Here is a 23273-nt window from a genome sequence, read left to right on the forward strand (position 1 = left end):
CGCCGTCCGCCGTGAATACACTCTGCGCAAAGCCACTTGTATACAATTACAAAACGTAAAGAGGCACAAAACCATGAGCAAAATGAGAGCAATCGAAGCCGCCGTTCTGGTGATGCGCCGTGAAGGGGTTGATACCGCTTTTGGCATTCCGGGCGCTGCAATCAACCCGCTGTATTCCGCCCTGCAGAAAGTCGGTGGCATCGATCACGTCCTCGCTCGCCACGTTGAAGGCGCCTCGCACATGGCCGAGGGTTACACCCGCACCAAGGCCGGCAACATCGGCGTGTGCATCGGCACTTCCGGCCCAGCCGGTACCGACATGGTCACCGGTCTGTACAGCGCCTCCGCGGACTCGATTCCAATCCTCTGCATCACAGGGCAAGCACCCCGCGCCCGTATGCACAAGGAAGACTTCCAGGCCGTCGACATCACCAGCATCGTCAAGCCAGTGACCAAGTGGGCGACCACTGTTCTGGAGCCGGGCCAAGTGCCTTACGCGTTCCAGAAAGCTTTCTACGAAATGCGCTCCGGCCGTCCGGGCCCGGTGCTGATCGATCTGCCGTTCGACGTGCAGATGGCCGAAATCGAATTCGACATCGACGCGTACCAGCCGCTGCCGTTGGCCAAGCCGTCCGCTACCCGCGTTCAGGTCGAGAAGGCTTTGGCCCTGCTGGATCAGGCCGAGCGTCCATTGCTGGTGGCCGGTGGCGGCATCATCAACGCCGACGCCAGCGATCTGCTGGTGGAGTTCGCGGAGCTGACCGGCATTCCAGTGATCCCGACCCTGATGGGCTGGGGCACCATTCCGGACGATCACCCGTTGATGGTCGGCATGGTCGGTCTGCAGACTTCGCACCGTTACGGCAACGCCACGCTGCTGAAATCCGACGTGGTGTTGGGCATCGGTAACCGTTGGGCCAACCGTCACACCGGTTCGGTCGACGTCTACACCGAAGGTCGCAAGTTCATTCACGTCGATATCGAAGGCACCCAGATCGGCCGCGTGTTCACACCGGACCTGGGCATCGTTTCCGACGCTGCCGCCGCGCTGACCGTGTTCATCGAAGTCGCCCGTGAATGGCAAGCCGCCGGCAAACTGAAAAACCGCAGTGCATGGCTGCAGGACTGCCAGCAGCGCAAGTCCAGCCTGCAACGCAAGACCCACTTCGACAACGTGCCGGTCAAGCCGCAGCGCGTTTACGAAGAGATGAACCAGGTGTTCGGCAAGGACACCTGCTACGTCAGCACCATTGGTCTGTCGCAGATTGCCGGCGCGCAGTTCCTGCACGTCTACAAGCCGCGTCACTGGATCAACTGCGGCCAGGCCGGCCCGTTGGGCTGGACCATTCCGGCAGCGCTGGGCGTGGTGAAGGCCGATCCGAACCGTAAAGTCGTGGCCCTGTCGGGGGACTATGACTTCCAGTTCATGATCGAAGAACTGGCGGTCGGCGCTCAGTTCAACCTGCCGTACATCCACGTCGTGGTGAACAACTCGTACCTGGGGCTGATCCGTCAGGCCCAGCGCGGGTTCGAAATGGACTACTGCGTGCAGCTGTCCTTCGATAACCTGAACGCGCCGGAACTCAATGGTTACGGTGTCGACCACATCGCAGTCGCCGAAGGCCTGGGCTGCAAGGCACTGCGTGTGTTCGAACCGTCTGAAATCGCCCCTGCCCTGCGCAAGGCCGAACAGATGATCGAAGAGTTCAAGGTGCCGGTGATCGTCGAGATCATTCTGGAGCGTGTGACCAACATCTCCATGGGCACCGAGATCAACGCCGTCAACGAATTCGAAGACCTGGCGCTGGTCGGCAACGATGCGCCTACGGCGATTTCGTTGCTCGACTGATTGCTTTTAGCCCCCTCTCCCTCTGGGCGGTACGACGTTTCGGGAGGGCTGGGGTGAGGGAAAGGTTTTGCAGTGCTCGCAAAATCGGGATCAGATTCAAGATTCCCCCTCACCCTAACCCTCTCCCCGAGGAGAGGGGACTGATCGAGTTCAGTCTGACCAACCGTGTCAAATCCGTTTTTAGGAGACCACCATGCCGCGTTTCGCAGCCAACCTGTCCATGCTGTTCACCGAACAGGATTTCCTTGCCCGTTTCGACGCCGCCGCCAAGGCTGGCTTCAGCGGTGTCGAGTACCTGTTCCCGTACGATTTCAGCTCTGCCGAAATCAAGGCCAAACTCGACGCCAACGGTCTGACCCAAGTGCTGTTCAACCTGCCGGCCGGTGACTGGGCCAAGGGCGAGCGCGGTATCGCGTGCCTGCCGGACCGGGTCGAAGAGTTCCGCGCCGGGGTCGATCTGGCCATCGCTTACGCACAGGTGCTGGGCAACACCCAGGTCAACTGCCTGGCCGGTATTCGTCCGCAGGGCGTGGACGATGCCACCGTTGAAAAGACCTTCGTCGCCAACCTCAAGTACGCCGCCGAGAAGCTGCAAGCCGTCGGCATCAAACTGGTGATGGAAGCGATCAACACCCGCGACATCCCGGGCTTCTACCTGAACAACACGGCGCAGGCCCTGTCGATTCGCGAGCAGGTCGGCAGCGCCAATCTGTTCCTGCAATACGACATCTATCACATGCAAATCATGGAAGGCGATCTGGCCCGCACCCTGCAATCGCACCTGGGCGAGATCAACCATGTGCAGCTCGCCGACAACCCGGGCCGCAACGAGCCGGGTACTGGCGAGATCAACTACCGCTTCCTGTTCGAACACCTGGATCGCATCGGTTATCAGGGCTGGGTCGGCTGCGAGTACAAGCCGCTGACCACCACTGAAGCGGGCCTCGGCTGGCTGAAGAGCCACAACGCGATCTGACCCTTATTTGCTTGAGCAAGACAAAAACAAGAGGATTTTCTCATGGCTAAAATCGGATTCATCGGCACCGGCATCATGGGCCACCCAATGGCGGCGAACCTGCAGAAAGCCGGTCACAGCCTGTTCCTGTCGGCGCACCACGACGCCGCCCCTGCCGATCTGGTCGCCGCTGGCGCCGTCGCCCTGGCCAACCCGAAAGAAGTGGCCCAGGAAGCTGAATTCATCATCGTCATGGTGCCGGATACCCCGCAGGTCGATGACGTGCTGTTCCGCGCCGATGGCGTCGCGGCCGGCATCGGCAAAGGCAAGGTCGTGATCGACATGAGCTCGATCTCGCCAACCGCCACCAAGGCTTTCGCGGCGAAGATCAACGAGAAAGGCGCGCAATACCTCGACGCTCCGGTGTCCGGTGGCGAAGTCGGTGCCAAGGCTGCGACCCTGAGCATCATGGTCGGTGGCGACGCCGATGCCTTCGAACGCGCACTGCCGCTGTTCCAGGCCATGGGCAAGAACATCACCCTGGTCGGTGGCAATGGCGACGGTCAGACCGCCAAGGTTGCGAACCAGATCATCGTTGCCCTGAACATTCAGGCTGTCGCCGAAGCCCTGCTGTTCGCTTCGAAAAACGGCGCCGATCCAGCCAAGGTGCGTGAAGCGCTGATGGGTGGTTTCGCCTCCTCGAAGATCCTCGAAGTACATGGCGAGCGCATGATCAAAGGCACCTTCGATCCGGGCTTCCGTATCAGCCTGCACCAAAAGGACCTGAACCTGGCCCTGCAAGGCGCCAAGGAGCTGAACATCAACCTGCCGAACACCGCCAACGCCCAGCAAGTGTTCAGCACCTGCGCGGCCATCGGTGGCAGCAACTGGGACCACTCGGCGCTGATCAAGGGCCTGGAACACATGGCCAACTTCTCGATTCGCGACAAGAAGTAAGCCCTGCCCCGCTTTCCATGTGGGAGCGGGCTTGCTCGCGAAGAGGGCGTGTCAGTCGACATGGAGATTGACTGACCCACCGCGTTCGCGAGCAAGCCCGCTCCCACAATGGATCTGAGTTGCCCTTTCGAATAACAAGAATTCCGGGAGCCCGCCATGTCGGTCGATCCGCAACAACTGCTGCGCGAGCTGTTTGCCACAGCCATCGACGCGGCCCATCCGAACCAGGTCCTCGAAGCCCATCTGCCTGCCGATCGCACAGGTCGCGTGATCGTCATCGGCGCCGGCAAAGCTGCCGCTGCCATGGCCCAAGTGGTCGAGCGCTGCTGGGAAGGTGAAGTCTCGGGCCTCGTGGTGACTCGCTACGGTCACGGCGCCCCGTGCGAAAAAATCGAAGTGGTCGAAGCCGCGCATCCGGTGCCGGACGCTGCCGGTCTGGCCGTGGCCAAGCGCGTGCTGGAACTGGTCAGCAACCTGACCGAAGACGATCGCGTGATTTTCCTGCTGTCCGGCGGCGGCTCTGCCCTGCTGGCGTTGCCGGCCGAAGGCATCACCCTGGCCGACAAGCAGTCGATCAACAAAGCCCTGCTCAAATCCGGCGCGACCATCGGCGAGATGAACTGCGTGCGCAAGCACCTCTCGGCGATCAAAGGCGGCCGCCTGGGCAAGGCCTGCTGGCCGGCCACTGTTTATACCTACGCGATTTCCGATGTACCGGGCGACCTCGCCACGGTCATCGCCTCCGGCCCGACCGTGGCCGACCCGAGCACCAGCGCCGAAGCGCTGGCGATCATCAAGCGCTACGGCATCGAGATTCCGGCCTCCGTGCGCACCTGGCTGCAAAGCCCGGAATCGGAAACCGTCAAACCCGGCGATCCGAGCCTGGCCCGCAGTCACTTCCAGTTGATCGCCCGCCCTCAGCAATCGCTGGATGCGGCGGCGGTGAAATGCCGTCAGGCCGGTTTCAGCACGCTGATCCTCGGCGACCTGGAAGGCGAATCCCGCGAAGTGGCGAAAGTCCACGCCGGCATCGCCCGCCAGATCATTCATCACGGCCAGCCGCTGGCAGCGCCGTGCGTGATTCTCTCCGGCGGCGAAACCACCGTGACCGTGCGCGGCAATGGCCGTGGCGGACGCAACGCCGAATTCCTCCTCAGCCTCACCGACAGCCTCAAGGGCCAGCCCGGCGTCTATGCGCTGGCCGGTGACACCGACGGCATCGACGGCTCGGAGGACAACGCCGGCGCGATCATGACCCCGGACAGCTACGCCCGCGCCGCCGCCCTGGGCCTGAGCGCCAGCGACGAGCTGGATAACAACAACGGTTACGGCTACTTCGAGGCGCTCGATGCGCTGATCGTCACCGAGCCGACCCGCACCAACGTCAACGACTTCCGCGCCATCCTGATCCTCGAGAGCTCTAAATCATGACGCCTGATAAAAAGGTCAAAATCCTCGCCACCCTCGGGCCTGCCGTCGACGGCATCGAAGACATCCGCGAGCTGGTCGAGGCCGGGGTCAATATCTTCCGCCTCAACTTCAGCCACGGCGATCATGCCGACCACGCCAAGCGCTATCAGTGGATCCGCGAAGTCGAGCGCCAGCTCAACTACCCGCTCGGCATCCTGATGGACCTGCAAGGGCCAAAACTGCGGGTCGGCAAGTTTGCTGACGGCAAGGTTCAGTTGCATCGCGGCCAGGCGTTCCGCCTCGATCTGGACGCGACACCGGGCGACGAACGCCGGGTGAACCTGCCGCATCCAGAGATCATCGCCGCGCTGGAAGCCGGGATGGATCTGCTGCTCGATGACGGCAAACTGCGCCTGCGGGTCGTGACTAAATACACCGATGCGATCGACACCACCGTGCTCAACGGCGGCGAACTGTCGGATCGCAAAGGCGTGAACGTGCCGCAAGCGGTGCTAGACCTGAGCCCGCTGACCACCAAGGATCGCCGCGACCTGAGCTTCGGTCTGGAGCTGGGTGTGGACTGGGTGGCGCTGTCGTTCGTGCAGCGTCCGCAAGACATTCTCGAAGCGCGCGCGCTGATCGGCGACAAGGCGTTCCTGATGGCGAAAATCGAGAAGCCATCAGCCGTCGAGCAACTGCGCGAGATCGCCGAATTGAGCGACGCGATCATGGTGGCTCGCGGTGACCTGGGTGTGGAAGTGCCGGCCGAAAGCGTGCCGCAGATCCAGAAAAACATCATCACCACCTGCCGCCAGCTCGGCAAACCGGTGGTGGTGGCGACGCAGATGCTGGAGTCGATGCGCTTCTCCCCGGCGCCGACCCGCGCCGAAGTCACCGACGTGGCCAACGCCGTGGCCGAAGGTGCCGATGCGGTGATGCTGTCGGCAGAGACCGCGTCCGGCGAATACCCGCTGGAAGCGGTGCAGATGATGAGCAAGATCATCCGTCAGGTCGAAAACGGTCCGGACTACCAGACCCAACTCGACGTCAGCCGGCCGAAAGCCGAGGCGACCGTGTCCGATGCGATCAGCTGCGCCATTCGCCGGATCAGCAACGTGCTGCCGGTGGCGGTGCTGGTCAATTACAGCGAGTCCGGTGCATCGAGTCTGCGTGCGGCGCGGGAGCGCCCGAAAGCGCCGATCCTCAACCTGACGCCGAACCTGCAGACCGCCCGCCGCTTGAGCGTGGCGTGGGGCATTCACTCGGTGGTCAATGATCGCCTGCGTCAGGTGGATGAGGTGTGCTCGACCGCGCTGGAAATCGCTCAGGCTCAAGGAATGGCCGAGCGTGGCGATACGTTGCTGATCACCGCGGGTGTGCCGTTTGGGCAGCCGGGGTCGACTAATTCGCTGCGGATCGAAACATTGATTTAAGCAACACCTGTGTGGCGAGGGAGCGTGCTCCCGTCGCTCGGCATGACGGTTTCCACAAGAGACACCGCATTCACCGGGCATGAGCTCCCTCGCCACCGCTTCAAGCAAGACCTTTTGATTTTCCCACTGCCCAGATTCTCCAGACATGCCTGCCAACCATTTCAACACCCACTGCCCCGACTGGGCCGAGGCCTTGCTCAACGGCTTCAGTCAAATCTTCCTCCAGCGCCATCCGCTGTGTGGCCTGCTGTGCCTTTTGGCCATTTTATTCACCGCGCCGGTGCTGTTCGCCGGCGCGCTGCTCGGTGCGGTCGCCGGTTTGCTCACCGCGCAACGGCGCAACTACGCCAAGGCGGATCGCCAGGCCGGCCTGTTCAGCTACAACGGCGTCCTGGTCGGTTTGTTGCTGAGCCTGTATTTCCCCTGGTCGCCGATGCTGCCGCCGCTGATTCTGGCGGCCGGTGGCCTGAGCGCGATGATCACGCAGCAGTGGCTCAAACGCGCACGCCTCACCGAGTACCTGCCCGCCTACACCGCGCCGTTCGTGTTGCTGAGCTGGGTGTTCCTGTGTTTCGCCGAGCCTTCGACGCCGGCTCCGGCAATTGAGCTGAACACCGTGAACCTGCTCGGTGCCGCTTTGAAAGGCTTTGGTCAGGTGATGTTTCTCGACCATCCGTTGGCCGGTGGATTGATCGCTGCCGGTTTGCTGATCGCCGATCGCCGGGCCTTCGCCTGGGCGCTGCTGGCTTCGGTCATCGGTCTGGGTTCCAGCCTGTTGCACCACGACAGTCAGGTCGCGCTGCTCGGTCTGGGTGGCTACAACGCGGTACTTGCCGCCCTCGCGTTCAGCGCGCAGCGCCAGCAACCGTGGCTACCGCTGTTCGGCATCGGCCTGGCGCTGCTGGTGACGCCGCTGTTCAGTGCCCTTGGCCTTGCGACCCTCACGGCACCGTTCATTCTTGCCTGCTGGCTGCTGCGCACCGGCATTCGCCTGATGCACCAACCGCAGATCAATGCCACGCCTTGCGCTAACGGGGAGAATCAACCTAGGCTGCGCTGATTTACGGCCAAGGCGATTTGCATGAACGGCAACAACACGTGGCGTGATCGCCTGTACGTGATCATCTTCCAGACCGATACAGTGGCCGGGCGCCGTTTCGATAAAACGCTACTGCTGATCATCCTCGCCAGCCTGGTGGTGGTGATCCTCGACAGCATCGACGACGTCCACCAGAACTACGCCAATGTGCTGGCGTATATCGAATGGGGCTTCACGGTGATCTTCCTGGGCGAGTACCTGCTGCGCCTGTACTGTTCGCCCAAGCCGTTGCGGTACGCCTTCAGTTTCTACGGGCTGGTGGACTTGCTGGCGATCGTGCCCGGCATCCTCGCGCTGTATTACAGCGATGCCCAGTACCTGCTGATCATCCGGGTGATCCGGATGCTGCGGATCTTCCGCGTGCTCAAGCTCGGCCCCTACCTGAAACAGGCGCATTACCTGCTCGATGCCCTGCGCGGCAGCAAGCAGAAGATCCTCGTGTTCCTGCTCAGCGTCTGCACCCTGGTCACGGTGTTCGGCACCTTGATGTACGTGGTCGAAGGCCCGGAGCATGGTTTCACCAGCATTCCCAAAGGCATCTATTGGGCTATCGTGACCCTGACCACCGTGGGTTACGGCGACATTGTGCCCAAGACTGTTCTGGGCCAGGTGATTTCGTCACTGGTGATGGTCACCGGTTATTCGATCATTGCTGTGCCGACCGGGATTTTCACCGCTGAACTGGCCACGGCCATGCGCGGTGGTCAGTTGCAGCACGACTGCCCGGTGTGCACGAAAAACAGTCATGAACAGGAAGCGTCGTTCTGCTCCCGTTGTGGCAATGCGTTGTTCAAGAAAATGGAATAAGCAAAGTTCTTTTTAATCTTTAAGCGACTATGCGCGCCCCGCTATAGTCGCTGGCAAATGGCCTCACCTTTGTAAAAACACCCCCACAGAACAAGGAATGCGCAGTGAAAAAACTCTTTGGCGCCTCACTTCTCGCCGCTGGTCTGGCCTTCGGCAGCGTGGCTCAGGCCGCACCGACCCTGCTCAACGTTTCCTACGACGTGATGCGCGATTTCTACAAGGACTACAACACTGCGTTCCAGAAACACTGGCAAGCCGAACACAAAGAGGACATCACCGTGCAGATGTCTTTCGGCGGTTCGAGCAAGCAAGCCCGTTCGGTGATCGACGGCCTGCCGGCTGACGTCATCACCATGAACATGGCCACCGACATCAACGCCCTGGCGGACAACGGCCAACTGGTGCCGAAGGACTGGGTCACCCGCCTGCCGAACAACAGCGCGCCGTTCACCTCGGCCACCGTGTTCATCGTCCGCAAAGGCAACCCGAAAGCCCTGAAAGACTGGCCGGACCTGCTCAAGGACGGCGTGCAAGTAATCGTGCCGAACCCGAAAACCTCGGGCAACGGCCGCTACACCTACCTGTCGGCCTGGGGTTACGTGCTGAAAAACGGCGGTGACGAGAACAAGGCCAAGGACTTCGTCGGCAAGCTGTTCAAGCAGGCGCCAGTGCTGGACACCGGTGGCCGCGCCGCGACCACCACGTTCATGACCAACCAGATCGGCGACGTGCTGGTGACCTTCGAAAACGAAGCCGAAATGATCGCCCGCGAGTTCGGCCGCGACCAGTTCGAAGTCATCTACCCAAGCGTCTCCGCAGAAGCCGAGCCGCCGGTGTCGGTGGTCGACAAAGTCGTCGAGAAGAAAGGCTCCCGCGCAGCCGCCGAGGAATACCTGAAGTACCTGTGGTCGCCGGAAGGCCAGGAAATCGCGGCCGCCAACTACCTGCGACCACGTGACCCGGCGGTACTGGCCAAATACACCGACCGCTTCCCGAAAGTCGACTTCTTGTCGGTCGAGAAGACCTTCGGCGACTGGCGCACCGTGCAGAAGACCCACTTCAACGATGGCGGGATCTTCGACCAGATTTATAGCGGGCAGTAAGGTTTAGGCTGGCGTGAAAAAGGCGACCCTCAGTGGTCGCCTTTTTTTGTGGCCGCTTTACCCTCACCCCAGCCCTCTCCCGGAGGGAGAGGGGGCCTACCGAGGTGTCTGGCGAGTTACATCGACCTGAAAGACCTTATCGATTATGGATTCACCACAGCACGTTCAGGTCGGCGTACCTCTCATGCATCCCCCAATCAGTCCCCTCTCCCTCTGGGAGAGGGCTAGGGTGAGGGGCTTTTACATCGGTGGCTTCACGCCATCCTTGCCGGCCGAGATCGATTGCGCGGTCAATGTGCCGTCCGCGCTCTGGGTCACGAAGGTCACGATCTTCACCCCGACCTTGAGCAGGCTGCGATCGCCCGGCGTCAGGTTGACGATCGGCACGTCCTCCGGCACCAGGATCTTCTGCTGCCCGCCCTTGTAGTTGACGGTCAGCACCCGGCCGTTGCTCACCACCAGATCGCCGACGCTGCCGTTGGTCATGCTGCTGCCCTTGGCGAGGTCGAACGGCCGATGGCCATCGCCGCTGCCGGCCAGCTCCGGTGGGAAGACATGAACCTCCAGCGCCTTGAGCGTGCCATCCTCCTGGGGAATGGCTGCCGAGCCGATGTAGCTGCCGGGCTTGATATCTTCGATATTGGCCAGGGTAACGGCGCGAACCCTGGTGTCCGGGGTCAACTGAACCACCACGTTTTCACCGCTGTTGACGTGAACCTTGAGCGAGTCGGAACTGACCCCGGTGATTTCGCCGCGCACGCCAATGCGCATCCCCGGGGCTTCGCCGGCGTAGACGCTACCGGCGCCAAGCACGCCGATCAATGCAAGAGTCGTGGTGTGGCGAAGCAGCTGACGAAACATCGCAATCCTCCGGTTGTTTGCAGGTGGAAATCCAATGACAACATAAGCACGCTATCGAACAAGATGTAAGTGAATGTATCATCAGCCCTCCCCGGTCGGACGCAAGGTTCGCCGATGGACGACGGATTGTTCGACGCGATCTATTCCGCAACGGAATAACTGATATCGATCCAAGGCTTCTACCGCCCGCCCGTCTCGTCCCTTAGCCTCACCGCATTCCTTTTCGCTGGATCGAGAAACCCTATGACCGCCACAACTCACGCAATGACCCGAGGCATGGTGCTGCTGTTCGCTTTCTGCTGCGGCGCCATCGTTGCCAATATCTACTACGCCCAGCCGATCATAGGCCTGATTGCGCCGGACATCGGCCTGACCGACACCATGGCCAGCTTCATCGTGTCGCTGACCCAGATCGGTTATGCGCTAGGGCTGTTCTTCCTGGTGCCGCTGGCGGATCTACTGGAAAACCGCCGCTTGATGATCATCACCACGCTGGTGGCGATTGCCAGCCTGCTCGGCGCGGCGTTTACCGATCAACCCAACGTGTTTCTGCTGATTTCGTTGCTGGTGGGTTTCAGCTCGGTGTCGGTGCAGGTGCTGATTCCATTGGCGGCGCATCTGGCACCGGAAGAATCTCGCGGACGTGTGGTCGGCGGCATCATGGGTGGCCTGCTGCTGGGGATTCTGCTGGCGCGGCCAATGTCGAGCGTGGTTGCCGACCATTTCGGCTGGCGGGCGATGTTCATGATCGCGGCAGGGTTGATGGCGGCGATCAGCATCGTTCTGGCGTTGACCGTGCCCAAGCGCCAGCCGGATCACAGCGCATCGTACGGTCAGTTGCTCGGATCGTTGTGGACACTGCTGCGCAAGCAACCGGTGCTGCGTCAGCGGGCGTTCTACCAGGCCTGCATGTTCGCCACCTTCAGCCTGTTCTGGACCGCCGTGCCGTTGGAGTTGGCGCGCAACCATGGCCTGTCCCAGAGTGAAATCGCGATCTTCGCCCTGGTCGGCGCCATCGGTGCGATTGCCGCCCCGATCAGCGGACGCCTGGCCGACGCCGGCCACACCCGCGTCGCCTCGCTGCTGGCCATGCTGTTCGCCAGCCTGAGTTTCCTGCCCGCCTTCATCCACCCGGCCTACAGCGTGATCGGCCTGGCCGTGACCGGCGTGGTGCTCGATTTCTGCGTGCAGATGAACATGGTACTCGGCCAGCGCGCGGTCTACTCCCTCGACGCCAAAAGCCGCGGCCGCCTCAATGCGCTGTACATGACCAGCATCTTCGTCGGCGGCGCCTTCGGCTCGTCGGTGGCGAGCGCGGTGTACGAGCATGGCGGCTGGTTGTGGATCGTGATTGTCGGCAGCGCATTCCCGCTGCTGGCGCTGGTGCGTTTTTTGAGTGTTTCGCAAAAGGGTCTGTTGGCAACGGCCTAGAAACTTGAAAGCACTGTCGGATTACTGATCCGACAGTGCTCGATGCTCAATGCCGAACCAGTTTTTCCATGGCAGCGTCCGCCAGAAAGGATGAACGGCTTTTGACATTGTGCTCCCGCACATAGCGGTCGATCCGCTGGATGACATAACCGGGCAACGTCACGTTCACCTTCTCGGTCTTGCCCATGTACGGCGAGATGTCCAGCTCGAGCATGCCCCAACCCATGTCGGCAAACTCCGGGTTGTTGCGATGGGTGGCCGCCGAGGTCGGCATCGGAATCGAATCACCATCCGCCGCAATCTCCTGCAGCATGATGTGGGCAATCTCGACGGCTGCGTTGTAGGCATCCTCAAACGTATCCCCGGCCGTTACCGCGCCGGGAATATCGGGGATCTGAATCCCGATGGCGGTGTTCTCATCGCCCCACTCGATGCAGATTGGGTATTGCATTGTGAAATTGCCCCGCCCATTGAAATAACTCTAGAGATGCCTTTAGTAGCCTGCGGAAGGTTGTGACACAACGTTGGTTGTTTTGCAGGATGTTTTGACTACCTGTCGGCGGTGTTTCCCACGGGCAGGCTGGCCAGTGTCAAGGCGCGGGCGTTTGTTGAATATGTACAGGGGTTGTTGGCGAAAAAGCCATAGAACCCACACTCATTTCGTTTATTGCGATTTTCGCTTATTTCGAATAACGTTCCCGGCATTACTCATTCCCAAAGCCGGACTCGCCATGTCGACCGTTATTCATCCCTCCATCAGCCTCCCCGTAGAACGCGAAGTCAAAGCCGCCATTGAAGGACAGCGCGCCCTGGCCGCTTACCTTGCGACCCATTTCGAGACTCAGCACATCCAGATTTTCGACGAGAAGAACGAAGCTCATCGCGTCGAACTGCCCACCTCGGCCCTGCGCCTGTTGATCAACATTCTGGCGGAGCTGGCAGCCGGCAACGCGGTGCAGGTCGTACCGGTGCATGCCGAATTGACCACCCAGGAAGCCGCGGACCTGCTCAACGTCTCACGTCCACACCTCATAAAACTGCTGGAAAGCGGCGAGTTGTCCTACCACAAAACAGGCAAGCACCGACGTGTGCGCTTTGCCGATCTGATGGACTATAAGAACCGGCGCACCAGCGCCAGCGAGCAGGCAATGGCGCTTCTCGCAGAGCAAGCTCAAGCGTTAAGGACAGGATACGAGTGAGGCATTCTTCTTTCACTGCTGTATACGATGCATGCGTCTTGTACCCCGCCCCCTTGAGAGACTTCCTCATGTGGCTTGCCCTCTCCGGACGATTTCGGGCGCGATGGACCCTGGAGATTCACCGCGAATGGAAACGCAATCTGCTGAAGAACCGCCCTGACCTGACGATGGAACAGCTGGATCGTACGTCTGGCCTGATGGATCAAGCGATACCCGACGCCTGTGTCTATGACTATGAAGACCTGATTGCCGGCCTCACCTTGCCCGACTGCGATGATCGTCATGTTCTAGCGGCGGCCATCCGCTGCGGCGCAAGCGTGATAGTGACGTTCAACCAGAAAGACTTTCCCTGCAAATCGCTGGAGCCTTTCGGCATCGAAGCGCAGCATCCGGACGAGTTCGTCGACAACCTCTTTGGGCTTGATCCGGCAGCAGTGGTTGCAGCGGCCCAAAAACAGCGTCGGCAGCTGAAAATGCCTGCCATGGACGTCGAACCCTTTCTTGATCTACTGCAACGACAAGGCCTGATTAAATCGGCCCAGGCACTCAGCAGTTATCACACGATCCTTTAAAAACTCATCACCCCAGACAGCAAAACGGCGATCCAAAGATCGCCGTTTTTCTTTACTCCCCAAACTGCTTGCCCAGCCCCGCCGGTACACCGTGGATGTTGGTTTCTTCCCACGGGCCGTTCGGGCTGATCGAGCGGCTCCAACCGTTGTTCCAGCGGTAGTAGGTGCGCTGGCGGTAGAAGGTGTTGGGCTGGTCATCCAGCACGTATACGCCCAGCTTCTGGTCCCAGTGGCTGTTGCCGCCCGGTGGTGGGGCGAAGCTTGCCGAGGTGCGTGGGGCGGGTTTCGCGGGTTTGGCCGGGATGCCCGGTTTGCCCGGCGTCGGACTGGTCGACGGGGTCGGGCTGGGTTGTGACGGCGGGATTGGCGGCAGCCTTGTGGTTGGCTCCGGTCGTTGCACCGCACATGCGCTCAAGCCCAGGGCCAGTGTGAGGACTGTGATTCGGGCGATGGCGTTCATGGCGGTGCTTTCCTGTTGGTTCCGGCTATTTGTCCGGGCTGTCGATGGTCAGTGTCTGCGTCGCGGTGGTGCTGCTGGCCAGAGGCCCGCTGCGGCCGACCCACTCACCGGCGGTCGGTTGACCGGCTCGGGAGATGCGCGCAACCAGTTGGACTTCGGGGAAGTTCGACAGTTTCAACTGCGGCATCATTGCGTCGGCATCGCCCAGTTCGACGGTCACCGGCAGGTCAGCAACGGTCAGTCGTCTGGCGGCCAACGGTGCTGGAGGGCCGGACACTGCGCGGGCGAAGATGAACACGCTGTCGCCCGGCTGCACCTTGCCCTTGAGCTCGGCGGCCAGATCGACGCTGACCTTGAGCAGCGCGGTTTTCGCGACCGGAGCCTGAGCTACCTTGCCGCCGCTGGCCTCAAGTTTTTCAGTGGCGCGGGCGATGCCGCCTTGAAGGGCCTCGCGGGATTTGTCGTTCGCTGGCAGTTGCTCCAACAGACGGTTCCAGTAGTCGATGGCTTGCTGATAGCGCTCGCCTTCGAAAGCGGCGATCCCCAGCAGACCGAGGCTGGTGACTTCTTTCGGATCAGCCTTGAGTGCTTCGTCGGTCAGGGCCTGAATCTTGTCCGACCACTTCTTGCCATCGGCGAAGTACTGCGCCTGCGCCCACTGGCCGAGCAGTTCCGGCTGACGACCGGCCAGGTTGGCGGCGCGTTCGAACATCTTCGCCGCGTCCGCCGGCCGATCCTGAGCCATGTAGGTACGACCGAGGAAATACACGCCTTCGGCGGAATCCGGTTGCGCAGCCACAGCGCGCTCCAGGCGTCGTGTCATCTCTTCCATCGACTGCGGTGCCTGGGAAAACTCCCGGGTCAGTTCGACTTTGTCGGCGGCACCGAAATGCATATAGAGGCCCAGGCCCAACAGCGGCACCAGCACGGCCGCCAGCAACGGCAATGGTTTGCCCAGACGCGAGACCCGCGCCGGCGCCACGCCTTCGGTGTCGGCCAGCAGTTCCCGCGCCGCTTCGGCACGGCCGCTGTCCATTTGCGCGGCGTCGAGCACGCCTTCAGCCTGCTGCGATTGCAACTCGGCGACACGCTCCTGATACAGCGCAACGTTCAAGGCAGTCCGGTCCTCTTCACGCTGGGCGCGACGCTCACGCAGAACGGGGATCAGCAGAAAACTCAGGGCGACCAGAAGCAACAGCCCTGCGGCAAGCCAGAAATCAATCATTCTTGGTTTTTATCCAACAGTTGGTCGAGGCGCTGACGCTCTTCAGGGGACAGCGATTGCGGAGTCTCGGCGCGTTGCCCGCGACGGCGGCGGACGATCACGGCGATGACGACAAAACCGCCGAGCAACAATCCGGCCGGGCCAAACCACAGCAGCGCAGTCTTGGCATTCAGCGCCGGTTTGTAACGCACGAAATCACCGTAGCGGTCGACCATGAAGTCGATGATCTGCTGATTGTCCTTGCCCTCGCCGAGCATGCGGAAAATCTCTTTGCGCAGGTCGGCGGCAATCGGTGCGTTGGAGTCGGCGATGTCCTGGTTCTGACACTTGGGGCAGCGCAGTTCCTTGGTCAACTCACGGAAACGCTCGCGATCGCCTTCTTTGGCGAACTCGTAGGTGTCGATGGCGGCGTGGGCAACACCCGCCAGGCTCAAGCCCAATACCACAGCAGCGATAAAGCGCTTCATGGCTTGGCCTCATCCACCAGCGCCTGATACTTGGCCGCCAGTTTTTCGCGCCAGACCTGCTCGTCGATCACGCCGACGTACTTGTCGCGGATGATGCCCTTGGCGTCGATGAAGAAGGTTTCCGGCGCGCCGTACACCCCGAGGTTCAGGCCCAGGGAGCCTTCGTCGTCACGGATGTCCAGTTGATACGGATTGTGGAACTCGGCCAGCCACTTCAAGGCATCGGCGTTGGTGTCCTTGTAGTTGATGCCGTAGATCACCACGCCACGCTCGGCGAGTTTGTTCAGCACCGGGTGCTCGACCCGGCAGGAAATGCACCAGGTACCCCAGACGTTGACCAGTGCCGGTTTGCCGAGGATGTCAGCCTTGGTCAGGGTCTTGTCGCCCTGCACCGCCGGCAGGGAAAACTCCGGGAATGGTTTGTTGATCATCGCCGACGGCAGCTCCGCCGGATCCAGGTACAGACCGCGATAAAGAAATACGGCCACCAGCAGGAAAATCGCCAATGGCACCAGCATCAACCAACGTCTCATGCAGCGGCTCCTTCCATGCCCAGCGCTTCACGCACCTTGGCTTTGACCTTGACCCGGTAGCGCCGGTCCAGCGCTGCCAGCAGACCGCCCAACCCGGTCAGCAGACCGCCGAACCAGATCCAGCGCACGAACGGTTTCACATGCACCCGTACCGCCCAGGCGCCATCGCCCAGCGGTTCCCCCAGAGCAACATAGAGGTCACGGGTGAAACCGGCGTCGATCCCGGCTTCGGTCATCATCGAACTCTGTACGGTGTACAGGCGTTTTTCCGGGTGCAGCACGCTGACTTCGCGGCCATCGCGGATCACCCGGATGGTGCCTTTGTCAGAGGTAAAGTTCGGACCTTCGAAATGCTTGGCGCCTTCGAACACGAACTGATATCCGGCCAGCTCCATCGACTCGCCCGGCGCCAGACGCAGGTCGCGTTCGGCACTGTTCTGGCTAGACAACACCACGCCCAAGGCGCAGACGGCAATGCCGAGGTGGGCGAGTTGCATGCCCCAGTAGCTGCGGGTCAGGGTCGGCAGGCCTTTGATCAGGCCTTTGTGGCGAGTCTTGTCGAAGATGTCGCGCACACCGGCCAGCAACACCCAGGCCGCGAGCAGGAACGTCGCCAGCACCGCCCAGTTGAAATCGCCATAGGCAACGCCGGCCACCACGGCCAGCGCCACGCTGCCCAGCAGCACCGGAGTGAGCATGCTCACCAGCCACTTCACCGGGGTGTCTTTCCAGCGCACGATCACACCGACCGCCATCACCACCATCAGCAAGGCCATCAGCGGAATGAACAACGCGTTGAAATACGGCGGGCCGACCGACAGTTTGGCGCCACTGATGGCATCGAGAATCAACGGATACAGCGTGCCGAGCAGGATCATCGACGCGGCCACCACCAGTACCAGGTTGTTGCCCAGCAGCAGGGTTTCCCGCGACCACAGGTTGAAACCGACCTGGCTCTTGACCACCGGGGCGCGCAGCGCGAACAGCGTCAACGAACCACCGACCACGAACAGCAGGAAGATCAGGATGAACACACCGCGCTCAGGATCGGAGGCAAACGCATGCACCGACGTCAGCACGCCGGAACGCACAAGGAAGGTACCGAGCAGGCTCAGGGAGAACGCGGCGATCGCCAGCAACACCGTCCAGCTCTTGAACACGCCACGTTTCTCGGTGACCGCCAGCGAGTGAATCAGCGCCGTGCCCACCAGCCAAGGCATGAAGGAGGCGTTTTCCACCGGGTCCCAGAACCACCAGCCGCCCCAGCCGAGTTCGTAGTAAGCCCACCACGAACCAAGAGTGATGCCGATGCCGAGGAAGGCCCAGGCGACGATGGTCCATGGACGCGACCAGCGCGCCCACGCCGCGTCGAGACGACCGCCGAGCAGTGCGGCGATAGCGAAGGCGAAGGCCACCGAAAAACCGACGTAGCCCATGTACAGCATCGGCGGATGGACGATCAGGCCGATGTCCTGCAGCAGCGGATTGAGGTCACGACCGTCGGCCGGGATCTGCGGCAGGATCCGCGAAAACGGGTTCGAGGTGAGGATCAGGAACAGCAGGAAACCGGTGCTGATCATGCCCATCACCGCCAGTACGCGGGCGAGCATGACTTGTGGCAGTTGCCGGGAGAACACCGACACCGCGAAGGTCCAGCCACCGAGGATCAACGCCCACAGCAGCAACGAACCTTCGTGGGCGCCCCACACGGCGCTGAACTTGTAGTACCACGGCAGCGCGCTGTTGGAGTTCATCGCGACGTAAGCCACGGAGAAATCGTCGGTCATGAAGGCGTAGGTCAGGACGCCGAAGGCAAACAGCAGAAACGCGAACTGCCCCCACGCCGCCGGCTGGGCGAGGCCCATCCACAGACGGTCGCCACGCCAGGCACCGAGCAATGGCACCACGGCCTGCACCAGCGCGAAACACAGCGCCAGGATCATGGCCAGATGGCCCAACTCCGGAATGAAAATGCTGGATGTCATCGATCAACCCTCCTTCGCAGGGGTTGGCGCGGATTGACCGCTGTCCTTCAGTGCTTTGGTCACTTCAGGTGGCATGTATTTTTCGTCGTGCTTGGCCAGCACTTCATCGGCGACCACGACGCCATCGGCGTTGAGCTTGCCGAGAGCGACGATGCCCTGCCCTTCGCGGAACAGGTCCGGCAGGATTCCACGATAGGTGATGGTCACGGACTTGTTGAAGTCAGTGACCACGAATTTGACGTCCAGAGAATCCGAGGAACGTTGCAGCGAACCTTTCTCGACCATGCCGCCGGCGCGGATGCGGGTGTCCTGCGGTGCTTCGCCGTTGGCGATCTGGGTCGGGGTGTAAAACAGGTTGATGTTCTGCTGCAGGGCGCTCAAGGCCAGGCCGACGGCAGCGCCGACCCCGACCAGAATCGCCAGAATGATGATAAGACGCTTTTTGCGCAGCGGATTCACTTGCCGTTCTCCCGGCGCAGACGACGCGCCTCTTGTTGCAGATACCGCTTGCGGGCCAGGATCGGCGCCGCCACGTTGAGGGCCAGCACCGCCAGACAAATGCCGTAGGCCGACCAGACATACAGGCCATGATGGCCCATGGCGAGGAAGTCGCCGAATGAAGCAAAACTCATCGAGCGGCCTCCAGGCTGTTCTGTACTTCTTCTTTCACCCAACTGGCGCGGGCTTCGCGCTTGAGCACTTCAAGGCGCATGCGCAGCAACAGCACAGCGCCGAAAAAACAGTAGAAACCCAGCACCGTCAACAACAGTGGCAGCCACATTTCGGCGGGCATCGCCGGTTTTTCGGTGAGGGTGAAGGTCGCCCCCTGGTGCAGGGTGTTCCACCACTCCACCGAGTATTTGATGATCGGAATGTTGATCACGCCGACGATAGCCAGCACCGCACAGGCCTTGGCGGCGCTGTCGCGATTGCTGATGGCGTTGCCCAGGGCGATCACGCCGAAGTACAGGAACAGCAGAATCAGCATCGAGGTCAGCCGCGCGTCCCAGACCCACCACGAACCCCAGGTCGGCTTGCCCCAGATCGCCCCGGTGACCAGCGCCACGGCGGTCATCCACGCGCCGATCGGGGCGGCGCATTGCAGGGCGACGTCGGCCAGTTTCATCTTCCACACCAGCCCGACCACACCGCACACCGCCAGCATCACGTAGATCGACTGGGCGAGCATCGCGGCGGGAACGTGGATGTAGATGATGCGAAAGCTGTTGCCTTGCTGATAGTCCGGCGGCGCGAAGGCCAGGCCCCAGATGACGCCAACGGAGATCAGCAGCAACGCTGCGATGCTCAGCCACGGCAGGAACTTGCTGCTGATGCCGTAGAACCACTTGGGCGAGCCGAGCTTGTGAAACCAGGTCCAGTTCATACTGTTTCCATCACGGGTGCCGCTCATCGGTGTGAGCGGTCTCAGGGTCTTTACTGGTCAAATTTTGACCAGACCTCATTATTCGCCGACGCTGATCTTCAGGCCAGCAGCTATTGCAAAGGGTGTCAGGGTTATCGCCAGGGCGGTCAGGCTACCAAGCCACAACAGATAACCCGTCGCCGGCATGCCCTGCAGTGCCGCCTGCAAGGCGCCACTGCCGAGGATCAACACCGGGATGTACAACGGCAGAATCAGCAGCGCCAGCAACAGGCCACCGCGTTTCAGACCGACCGTCAGCGCCGCGCCCACTGCGCCGAGCAAGCTCAGCACCGGTGTACCCAGCAACAACGAAAGCAGCAATACCGGCAGACACGCAGCCGGCAACCCGAGCATCAACGCCAGTAACGGCGAGAGCAAAACCAGTGCCAGCCCGGAAAAAAGCCAGTGTGCCAGCACCTTGGCCAATACCAGAAGTGGCAGGGGGTGCGGCGAAAGGACCCACTGTTCAAGGGATCCGTCTTCGAAATCACTGCGGAAAAGCCCGTCCAGCGAGAGCAGGACCGACAAGAGTGCCGCCACCCAGACTAACCCCGGGGACAAGTTTTGCAATACTTGAGTTTCCGGTCCGACGGCCAGCGGGAACAGCGCGATGACGATGGCGAAGAAAATCAGAGGATTGGCCAGCTCCGCCGGGCGACGGAACAGCAGTCGGGATTCACGGGCAACCAGCAGGCCGAAGACACTCATACTGCCCAGTTCCCCAGATCGATGTCGCGATAACCGGCCGGCATCCGGCTCAGCGTGTGGTGGGTGGTGAGCACCACCAGGCCTCCCCGTTCGCAGTGCCCGGCCAGATGTTCTTCAAGCTGCGCCACGCCTTGTTTGTCGAGGGCGGTGAACGGCTCATCGAGAATCCACAGCGGCGGGCTGTCGAGGTAAAGGCGCGCCAACGCCACACGGCGCTGCTGACCGGCAGACAGGCTATGACAGGGAACATCCTCGAAGCCGCGCAATCCAACCGCCGCCAGTGCCTGCCAGATCGCATCGCGTTCGGCGGGTTGATGCAGGGCGCAGAGCCAGGCGAGGTTTTCTTCCGGGGTGAGCAAGTCCTTGATCCCGGCGGCATGGCCGATCCACAGCAGGTTGCGCGCCAGTTCGCTGCGTTGCTCGGCCAGGGGCTGACCGTTGAGCAGCACCTGACCGTCGGTTGGTTGCATCAGGCCGGCCAGCAGGCGCAAGAGACTGGTTTTGCCGCTGCCGTTGGGACCACTGATCTGCACCATATCGCCACTGGCCAGTCTCAATTCGAGATTTTCGAAGAGCAGTCTGAGATCGCGCTCACAGGCGAGGCCAACGGTTTGCAGGACAGGGCTGGTCAAGGGTTCACGGGCCTTATACGGTTCAAGTCGGCTCTGGGGCGGCCGTTAAAGAGTTGCAGCATAAATGCAATGACGGCTCAATCCAGAGAGCTGCGTCAAACAATTGCTATGTTTTTTTGAACGAACGGAAGGACGGGCGGCATTATACATGGCGTCTCCCCCTCTCCCGAGTGCATTTTCCTCAGGTTGTGTCCGCGTATGACAGGCGAAATGAACATCCTCCCGCTCCCGCAGCCCACACCAGCGAACTCACGTTTGCAGGTCAGCGGTGAGCTGCTCAAGCTGTTGACGCCGATGGACGGACTGATTGCTGCCGGCCAGAGTGCCAAGGCCGAGGTGTTGTCGCTCAAACCGGCGGACCAGGCCTTTCAGGTGCTGCTCAAGGTCACCCTCGACGGCGGCCGTCAGACCACCGTGCAGGCAACCAGCCCCCTGCCGCTGCCGCAAGGCACCAACCTGGCCGTCACCCAGCCGTCGGCGGGCAACCTCGCTGTCACCGTGCAACAGGCCATCGCCACGGCTGTCGCTACCCTCACCCGCATCGACACCGCGCAATTGCCGGTCGGCACACTGCTGCAAGGCAAAGTGTTGACGAATCAGGCGTTGCCGCAGGTGCCGGGACAACCGACGGTGTTCCGCTGGACGGTCAGCCTGCTCAACACCGTGTTGAGCGGCAGCACCCTGAGCATCGACAGCCCGCAACCGTTGCGCATCGGCACCTTGCTGTCGGCGCTGGTACAGGATTCCCAGACCCTGAAATTCCTGCCGCTGAGCAATCGCCAGGAACAATTGGCGGTGAGTCAGCAACTGGTCAGCCAACAAAGCCGCCAGGGTTCGCTGGACGGTTTGTTGAAAATCCTCCAGAGCCTGCCACCCGCCGACGATCAGACCTCCACTGATCTGCGCGCAGCCGTGGACCGGCTGCTGGCCAACCTGCCAGACGTCGAGCAACTGACCACGCCCAAAGGCCTGGCCCAGGCACTGCTCAACAGCGGCGCGTTTCTTGAAGCCAAGTTGTTGACCGGGCAAAACCCGACGCTGACCCCGGACATGAAAGCCGATCTGCTCAAGCTGATCGCGCAACTCACCCCCGGCCTGCCCGGCAATACCAATCTGAATGCGATCATCGCCGCCAATACCCTGGCCCAGGCGATGCCGAGCTTCGTGCGCAATGCCCTCGGCATGCTCGGCCAGGTCAGCGCCAAACCGGTGCCGAGCAGCTTCCCGCTGCCCGATCGGCTGCTGCAAAGCCAGGAAGGTGAAGGTGACCTGGAACACCTGCTGCGCCTGGCCGCCGCTGCTGTTTCACGTCTGCAAAGCCATCAACTGTCGAGCCTGGAACAGACCGGCGTGACCGACGACGGGCGCCTGCTCAGCACCTGGCAGCTGGAAATTCCGATGCGCAATATGCAAGACATCGTGCCGTTGCAGGTCAAGTTCCAGCGCGAAGAGGCTCCCCAAGAAGAACAGCAGAGCGATCGCCGTGACAGTGAACGCGAAACCAAACAGCAACTGTGGCGCGTCGATCTGGCGTTCGACATGGAACCGCTTGGGCCGATGCAGATTCAGGCGCAACTGATCAGTGGCAGCCTGTCGAGTCAGCTATGGGCCGAACGGCCGTACACTGCCGACCTGATCGAAACCAATCTGGCCGCACTGCGTCAGCGCTTGCTGGATCGCGGGCTCAACGTCGGCGATCTCGACTGCCACCTCGGCACCCCGCCGCAAGGCAACCAAACCCGTCTCGAACACCGCTGGGTCGACGAAACCGCATGAATGACTCCACTGCCCCACGCCAGGCCATCGCCCTCAAGTACGACGGCAGCCACGCCCCGACCCTTACCGCCAAGGGCGACGACGAACTGGCCGAAGAAATCCTGCGCATCGCCCGCGACTGTGAAGTGCCGATCTACGAAAACGCCGAGCTGGTGAAGCTGCTGGCGCGGATGGAACTGGGTGACAGCATCCCGCAGGAGCTGTACCTGACGATTGCCGAGATCATTGCGTTTGCCTGGAACCTCAAGGGCAAGTTCCCGGCGGGACAGGACCCGAATGCACCGATGGTCGAGAAGGACATCACCGACCGCGGCGACGATTACTGAGGTTTTGAAGGCCCCTTCGCGAGCAAGCCCGCTCCCACATTCGACCGCGATCCTATTGAAGG

The 23273-nt window shown here is 61.5% G+C and carries 25 protein-coding genes and 1 pseudogene; 14 read left to right on the forward strand and 12 right to left on the reverse strand.

The genetic code is table 11. The features are described 5' to 3' along the window. Positions 1 to 73 precede the first annotated feature (73 nt). From gcl to ACW9HX_RS16540, 8 genes are all read left to right on the forward strand, one after another. Entirely contained in the window at positions 74 to 1849 is a 1776-nt protein-coding gene (gene gcl, locus ACW9HX_RS16505) for a glyoxylate carboligase (protein ID WP_457381415.1), read from the forward strand. A gap of 193 nt (positions 1850 to 2042) precedes the next feature. Continuing rightward, entirely contained in the window at positions 2043 to 2825 is a 783-nt protein-coding gene (hyi, locus tag ACW9HX_RS16510) for a hydroxypyruvate isomerase (protein WP_432218988.1), read from the forward strand. Between the two features lie 42 nt (positions 2826 to 2867). Beyond that, complete coding sequence (locus ACW9HX_RS16515; protein ID WP_085648499.1) at positions 2868 to 3761, forward strand: 2-hydroxy-3-oxopropionate reductase; 894 nt, start codon at positions 2868 to 2870, stop codon at positions 3759 to 3761. Between the two features lie 156 nt (positions 3762 to 3917). Continuing rightward, positions 3918 to 5192: a glycerate kinase type-2 family protein gene (locus ACW9HX_RS16520; protein WP_085605834.1), complete on the forward strand. Its 1275-nt coding sequence runs from the start codon at positions 3918 to 3920 to the stop codon at positions 5190 to 5192. Next, positions 5189 to 6604: a pyruvate kinase gene (gene pyk / locus ACW9HX_RS16525; protein WP_085666695.1), complete on the forward strand. Its 1416-nt coding sequence runs from the start codon at positions 5189 to 5191 to the stop codon at positions 6602 to 6604. The genes ACW9HX_RS16520 and pyk overlap by 4 nt, the downstream gene beginning before the upstream one ends. Positions 6605 to 6749: 145 nt before the next feature. Continuing rightward, positions 6750 to 7664 (forward strand): urea transporter, encoded by a 915-nt coding sequence (locus ACW9HX_RS16530; RefSeq protein ID WP_457381416.1) that lies wholly within the window; start codon positions 6750 to 6752, stop codon positions 7662 to 7664. Between the two features lie 21 nt (positions 7665 to 7685). Beyond that, positions 7686 to 8510 (forward strand): ion transporter, encoded by an 825-nt coding sequence (locus tag ACW9HX_RS16535; protein WP_457381417.1) that lies wholly within the window; start codon positions 7686 to 7688, stop codon positions 8508 to 8510. 104 nt (positions 8511 to 8614) lie between these two features. Then, complete coding sequence (locus ACW9HX_RS16540) at positions 8615 to 9613, forward strand: sulfate ABC transporter substrate-binding protein (RefSeq protein WP_457381418.1); 999 nt, start codon at positions 8615 to 8617, stop codon at positions 9611 to 9613. A 240-nt stretch (positions 9614 to 9853) separates the two neighbouring features. Here ACW9HX_RS16540 and ACW9HX_RS16545 read toward each other — a convergent pair whose 3' ends face one another. Next, positions 9854 to 10474 carry a DUF5666 domain-containing protein gene (locus tag ACW9HX_RS16545; protein WP_457381419.1) on the reverse strand — a complete coding sequence of 207 codons (621 nt, stop codon included), beginning with the start codon at positions 10472 to 10474 and terminating at the stop codon, positions 9854 to 9856. Between the two features lie 243 nt (positions 10475 to 10717). Between ACW9HX_RS16545 and ACW9HX_RS16550 the strand changes: the two genes are divergently transcribed. Next, complete coding sequence (locus ACW9HX_RS16550) at positions 10718 to 11905, forward strand: MFS transporter (protein ID WP_457381420.1); 1188 nt, start codon at positions 10718 to 10720, stop codon at positions 11903 to 11905. A 46-nt stretch (positions 11906 to 11951) separates the two neighbouring features. On the opposite strand, the gene ACW9HX_RS16555 is transcribed toward ACW9HX_RS16550, so the two are convergent. Beyond that, positions 11952 to 12356 carry a type II toxin-antitoxin system HicB family antitoxin gene (locus ACW9HX_RS16555; protein ID WP_085666700.1) on the reverse strand — a complete coding sequence of 135 codons (405 nt, stop codon included), beginning with the start codon at positions 12354 to 12356 and terminating at the stop codon, positions 11952 to 11954. A 102-nt stretch (positions 12357 to 12458) separates the two neighbouring features. Here ACW9HX_RS16555 and ACW9HX_RS16560 point away from each other — a divergent pair. The 3 genes and pseudogenes from ACW9HX_RS16560 to ACW9HX_RS16570 form a co-directional block, all read left to right on the forward strand. Then, positions 12459 to 12551 (forward strand): annotated as a pseudogene (locus ACW9HX_RS16560) (LysR family transcriptional regulator); the annotation flags it as partial. 85 nt (positions 12552 to 12636) lie between these two features. After that, positions 12637 to 13104 carry a helix-turn-helix domain-containing protein gene (locus ACW9HX_RS16565; protein WP_457381421.1) on the forward strand — a complete coding sequence of 156 codons (468 nt, stop codon included), beginning with the start codon at positions 12637 to 12639 and terminating at the stop codon, positions 13102 to 13104. After that, positions 13101 to 13676, forward strand: a complete 576-nt coding sequence (locus tag ACW9HX_RS16570; protein ID WP_457381422.1) for a PIN domain-containing protein — start codon at positions 13101 to 13103, stop codon at positions 13674 to 13676. The genes ACW9HX_RS16565 and ACW9HX_RS16570 overlap by 4 nt, the downstream gene beginning before the upstream one ends. Positions 13677 to 13728: 52 nt before the next feature. On the opposite strand, the gene ACW9HX_RS16575 is transcribed toward ACW9HX_RS16570, so the two are convergent. From ACW9HX_RS16575 to ccmA, 10 genes are all read right to left on the reverse strand, one after another. Beyond that, a complete protein-coding gene (locus tag ACW9HX_RS16575) occupies positions 13729 to 14136 on the reverse strand; it encodes a hypothetical protein (RefSeq protein WP_457381423.1) in 408 nt (135 codons plus the stop codon). A gap of 25 nt (positions 14137 to 14161) precedes the next feature. Next, positions 14162 to 15361, reverse strand: coding sequence for a c-type cytochrome biogenesis protein CcmI (gene ccmI, locus ACW9HX_RS16580; protein WP_457381424.1), 1200 nt, complete (start codon positions 15359 to 15361; stop codon positions 14162 to 14164). Then, the gene (locus ACW9HX_RS16585) at positions 15358 to 15828 is read right to left on the reverse strand and encodes a cytochrome c-type biogenesis protein (protein WP_114881915.1); all 471 of its coding nucleotides are present in this window, start codon (positions 15826 to 15828) and stop codon (positions 15358 to 15360) included. Before ACW9HX_RS16585 ends, ccmI begins: the two co-directional genes overlap by 4 nt. Beyond that, entirely contained in the window at positions 15825 to 16361 is a 537-nt protein-coding gene (locus tag ACW9HX_RS16590; RefSeq protein WP_007959246.1) for a DsbE family thiol:disulfide interchange protein, read from the reverse strand. The genes ACW9HX_RS16585 and ACW9HX_RS16590 overlap by 4 nt, the downstream gene beginning before the upstream one ends. Next, positions 16358 to 18346 carry a heme lyase CcmF/NrfE family subunit gene (locus tag ACW9HX_RS16595; RefSeq protein ID WP_457381425.1) on the reverse strand — a complete coding sequence of 663 codons (1989 nt, stop codon included), beginning with the start codon at positions 18344 to 18346 and terminating at the stop codon, positions 16358 to 16360. The genes ACW9HX_RS16590 and ACW9HX_RS16595 overlap by 4 nt, the downstream gene beginning before the upstream one ends. A 3-nt stretch (positions 18347 to 18349) precedes the next feature. Further along, on the reverse strand, positions 18350 to 18805 hold the full coding sequence (gene ccmE / locus ACW9HX_RS16600; protein WP_096822151.1) for a cytochrome c maturation protein CcmE: 456 nt from the start codon (positions 18803 to 18805) through the stop codon (positions 18350 to 18352). After that, on the reverse strand, positions 18802 to 18978 hold the full coding sequence (ccmD, locus tag ACW9HX_RS16605) for a heme exporter protein CcmD (protein ID WP_008055370.1): 177 nt from the start codon (positions 18976 to 18978) through the stop codon (positions 18802 to 18804). The genes ccmE and ccmD overlap by 4 nt, the downstream gene beginning before the upstream one ends. Then, positions 18975 to 19730 carry a heme ABC transporter permease gene (locus ACW9HX_RS16610; RefSeq protein WP_457381426.1) on the reverse strand — a complete coding sequence of 252 codons (756 nt, stop codon included), beginning with the start codon at positions 19728 to 19730 and terminating at the stop codon, positions 18975 to 18977. The genes ccmD and ACW9HX_RS16610 overlap by 4 nt, the downstream gene beginning before the upstream one ends. A gap of 78 nt (positions 19731 to 19808) precedes the next feature. Then, positions 19809 to 20477, reverse strand: a complete 669-nt coding sequence (ccmB, locus tag ACW9HX_RS16615; protein WP_085710502.1) for a heme exporter protein CcmB — start codon at positions 20475 to 20477, stop codon at positions 19809 to 19811. After that, a complete protein-coding gene (gene ccmA, locus ACW9HX_RS16620) occupies positions 20474 to 21109 on the reverse strand; it encodes a cytochrome c biogenesis heme-transporting ATPase CcmA (protein ID WP_457381427.1) in 636 nt (211 codons plus the stop codon). The genes ccmB and ccmA overlap by 4 nt, the downstream gene beginning before the upstream one ends. Positions 21110 to 21307: 198 nt before the next feature. Here ccmA and fliK point away from each other — a divergent pair, with 198 nt between their 5' ends. Both fliK and ACW9HX_RS16630 read left to right on the forward strand, forming a co-directional pair. Next, on the forward strand, positions 21308 to 22885 hold the full coding sequence (fliK, locus tag ACW9HX_RS16625) for a flagellar hook-length control protein FliK (protein ID WP_457381428.1): 1578 nt from the start codon (positions 21308 to 21310) through the stop codon (positions 22883 to 22885). Continuing rightward, positions 22882 to 23211 (forward strand): EscU/YscU/HrcU family type III secretion system export apparatus switch protein, encoded by a 330-nt coding sequence (locus ACW9HX_RS16630; protein ID WP_457381429.1) that lies wholly within the window; start codon positions 22882 to 22884, stop codon positions 23209 to 23211. The genes fliK and ACW9HX_RS16630 overlap by 4 nt, the downstream gene beginning before the upstream one ends. Positions 23212 to 23273: the final 62 nt, after the last annotated feature.

It is taken from the genome of Pseudomonas sp. SDO52101_S400, assembly GCF_054071635.1.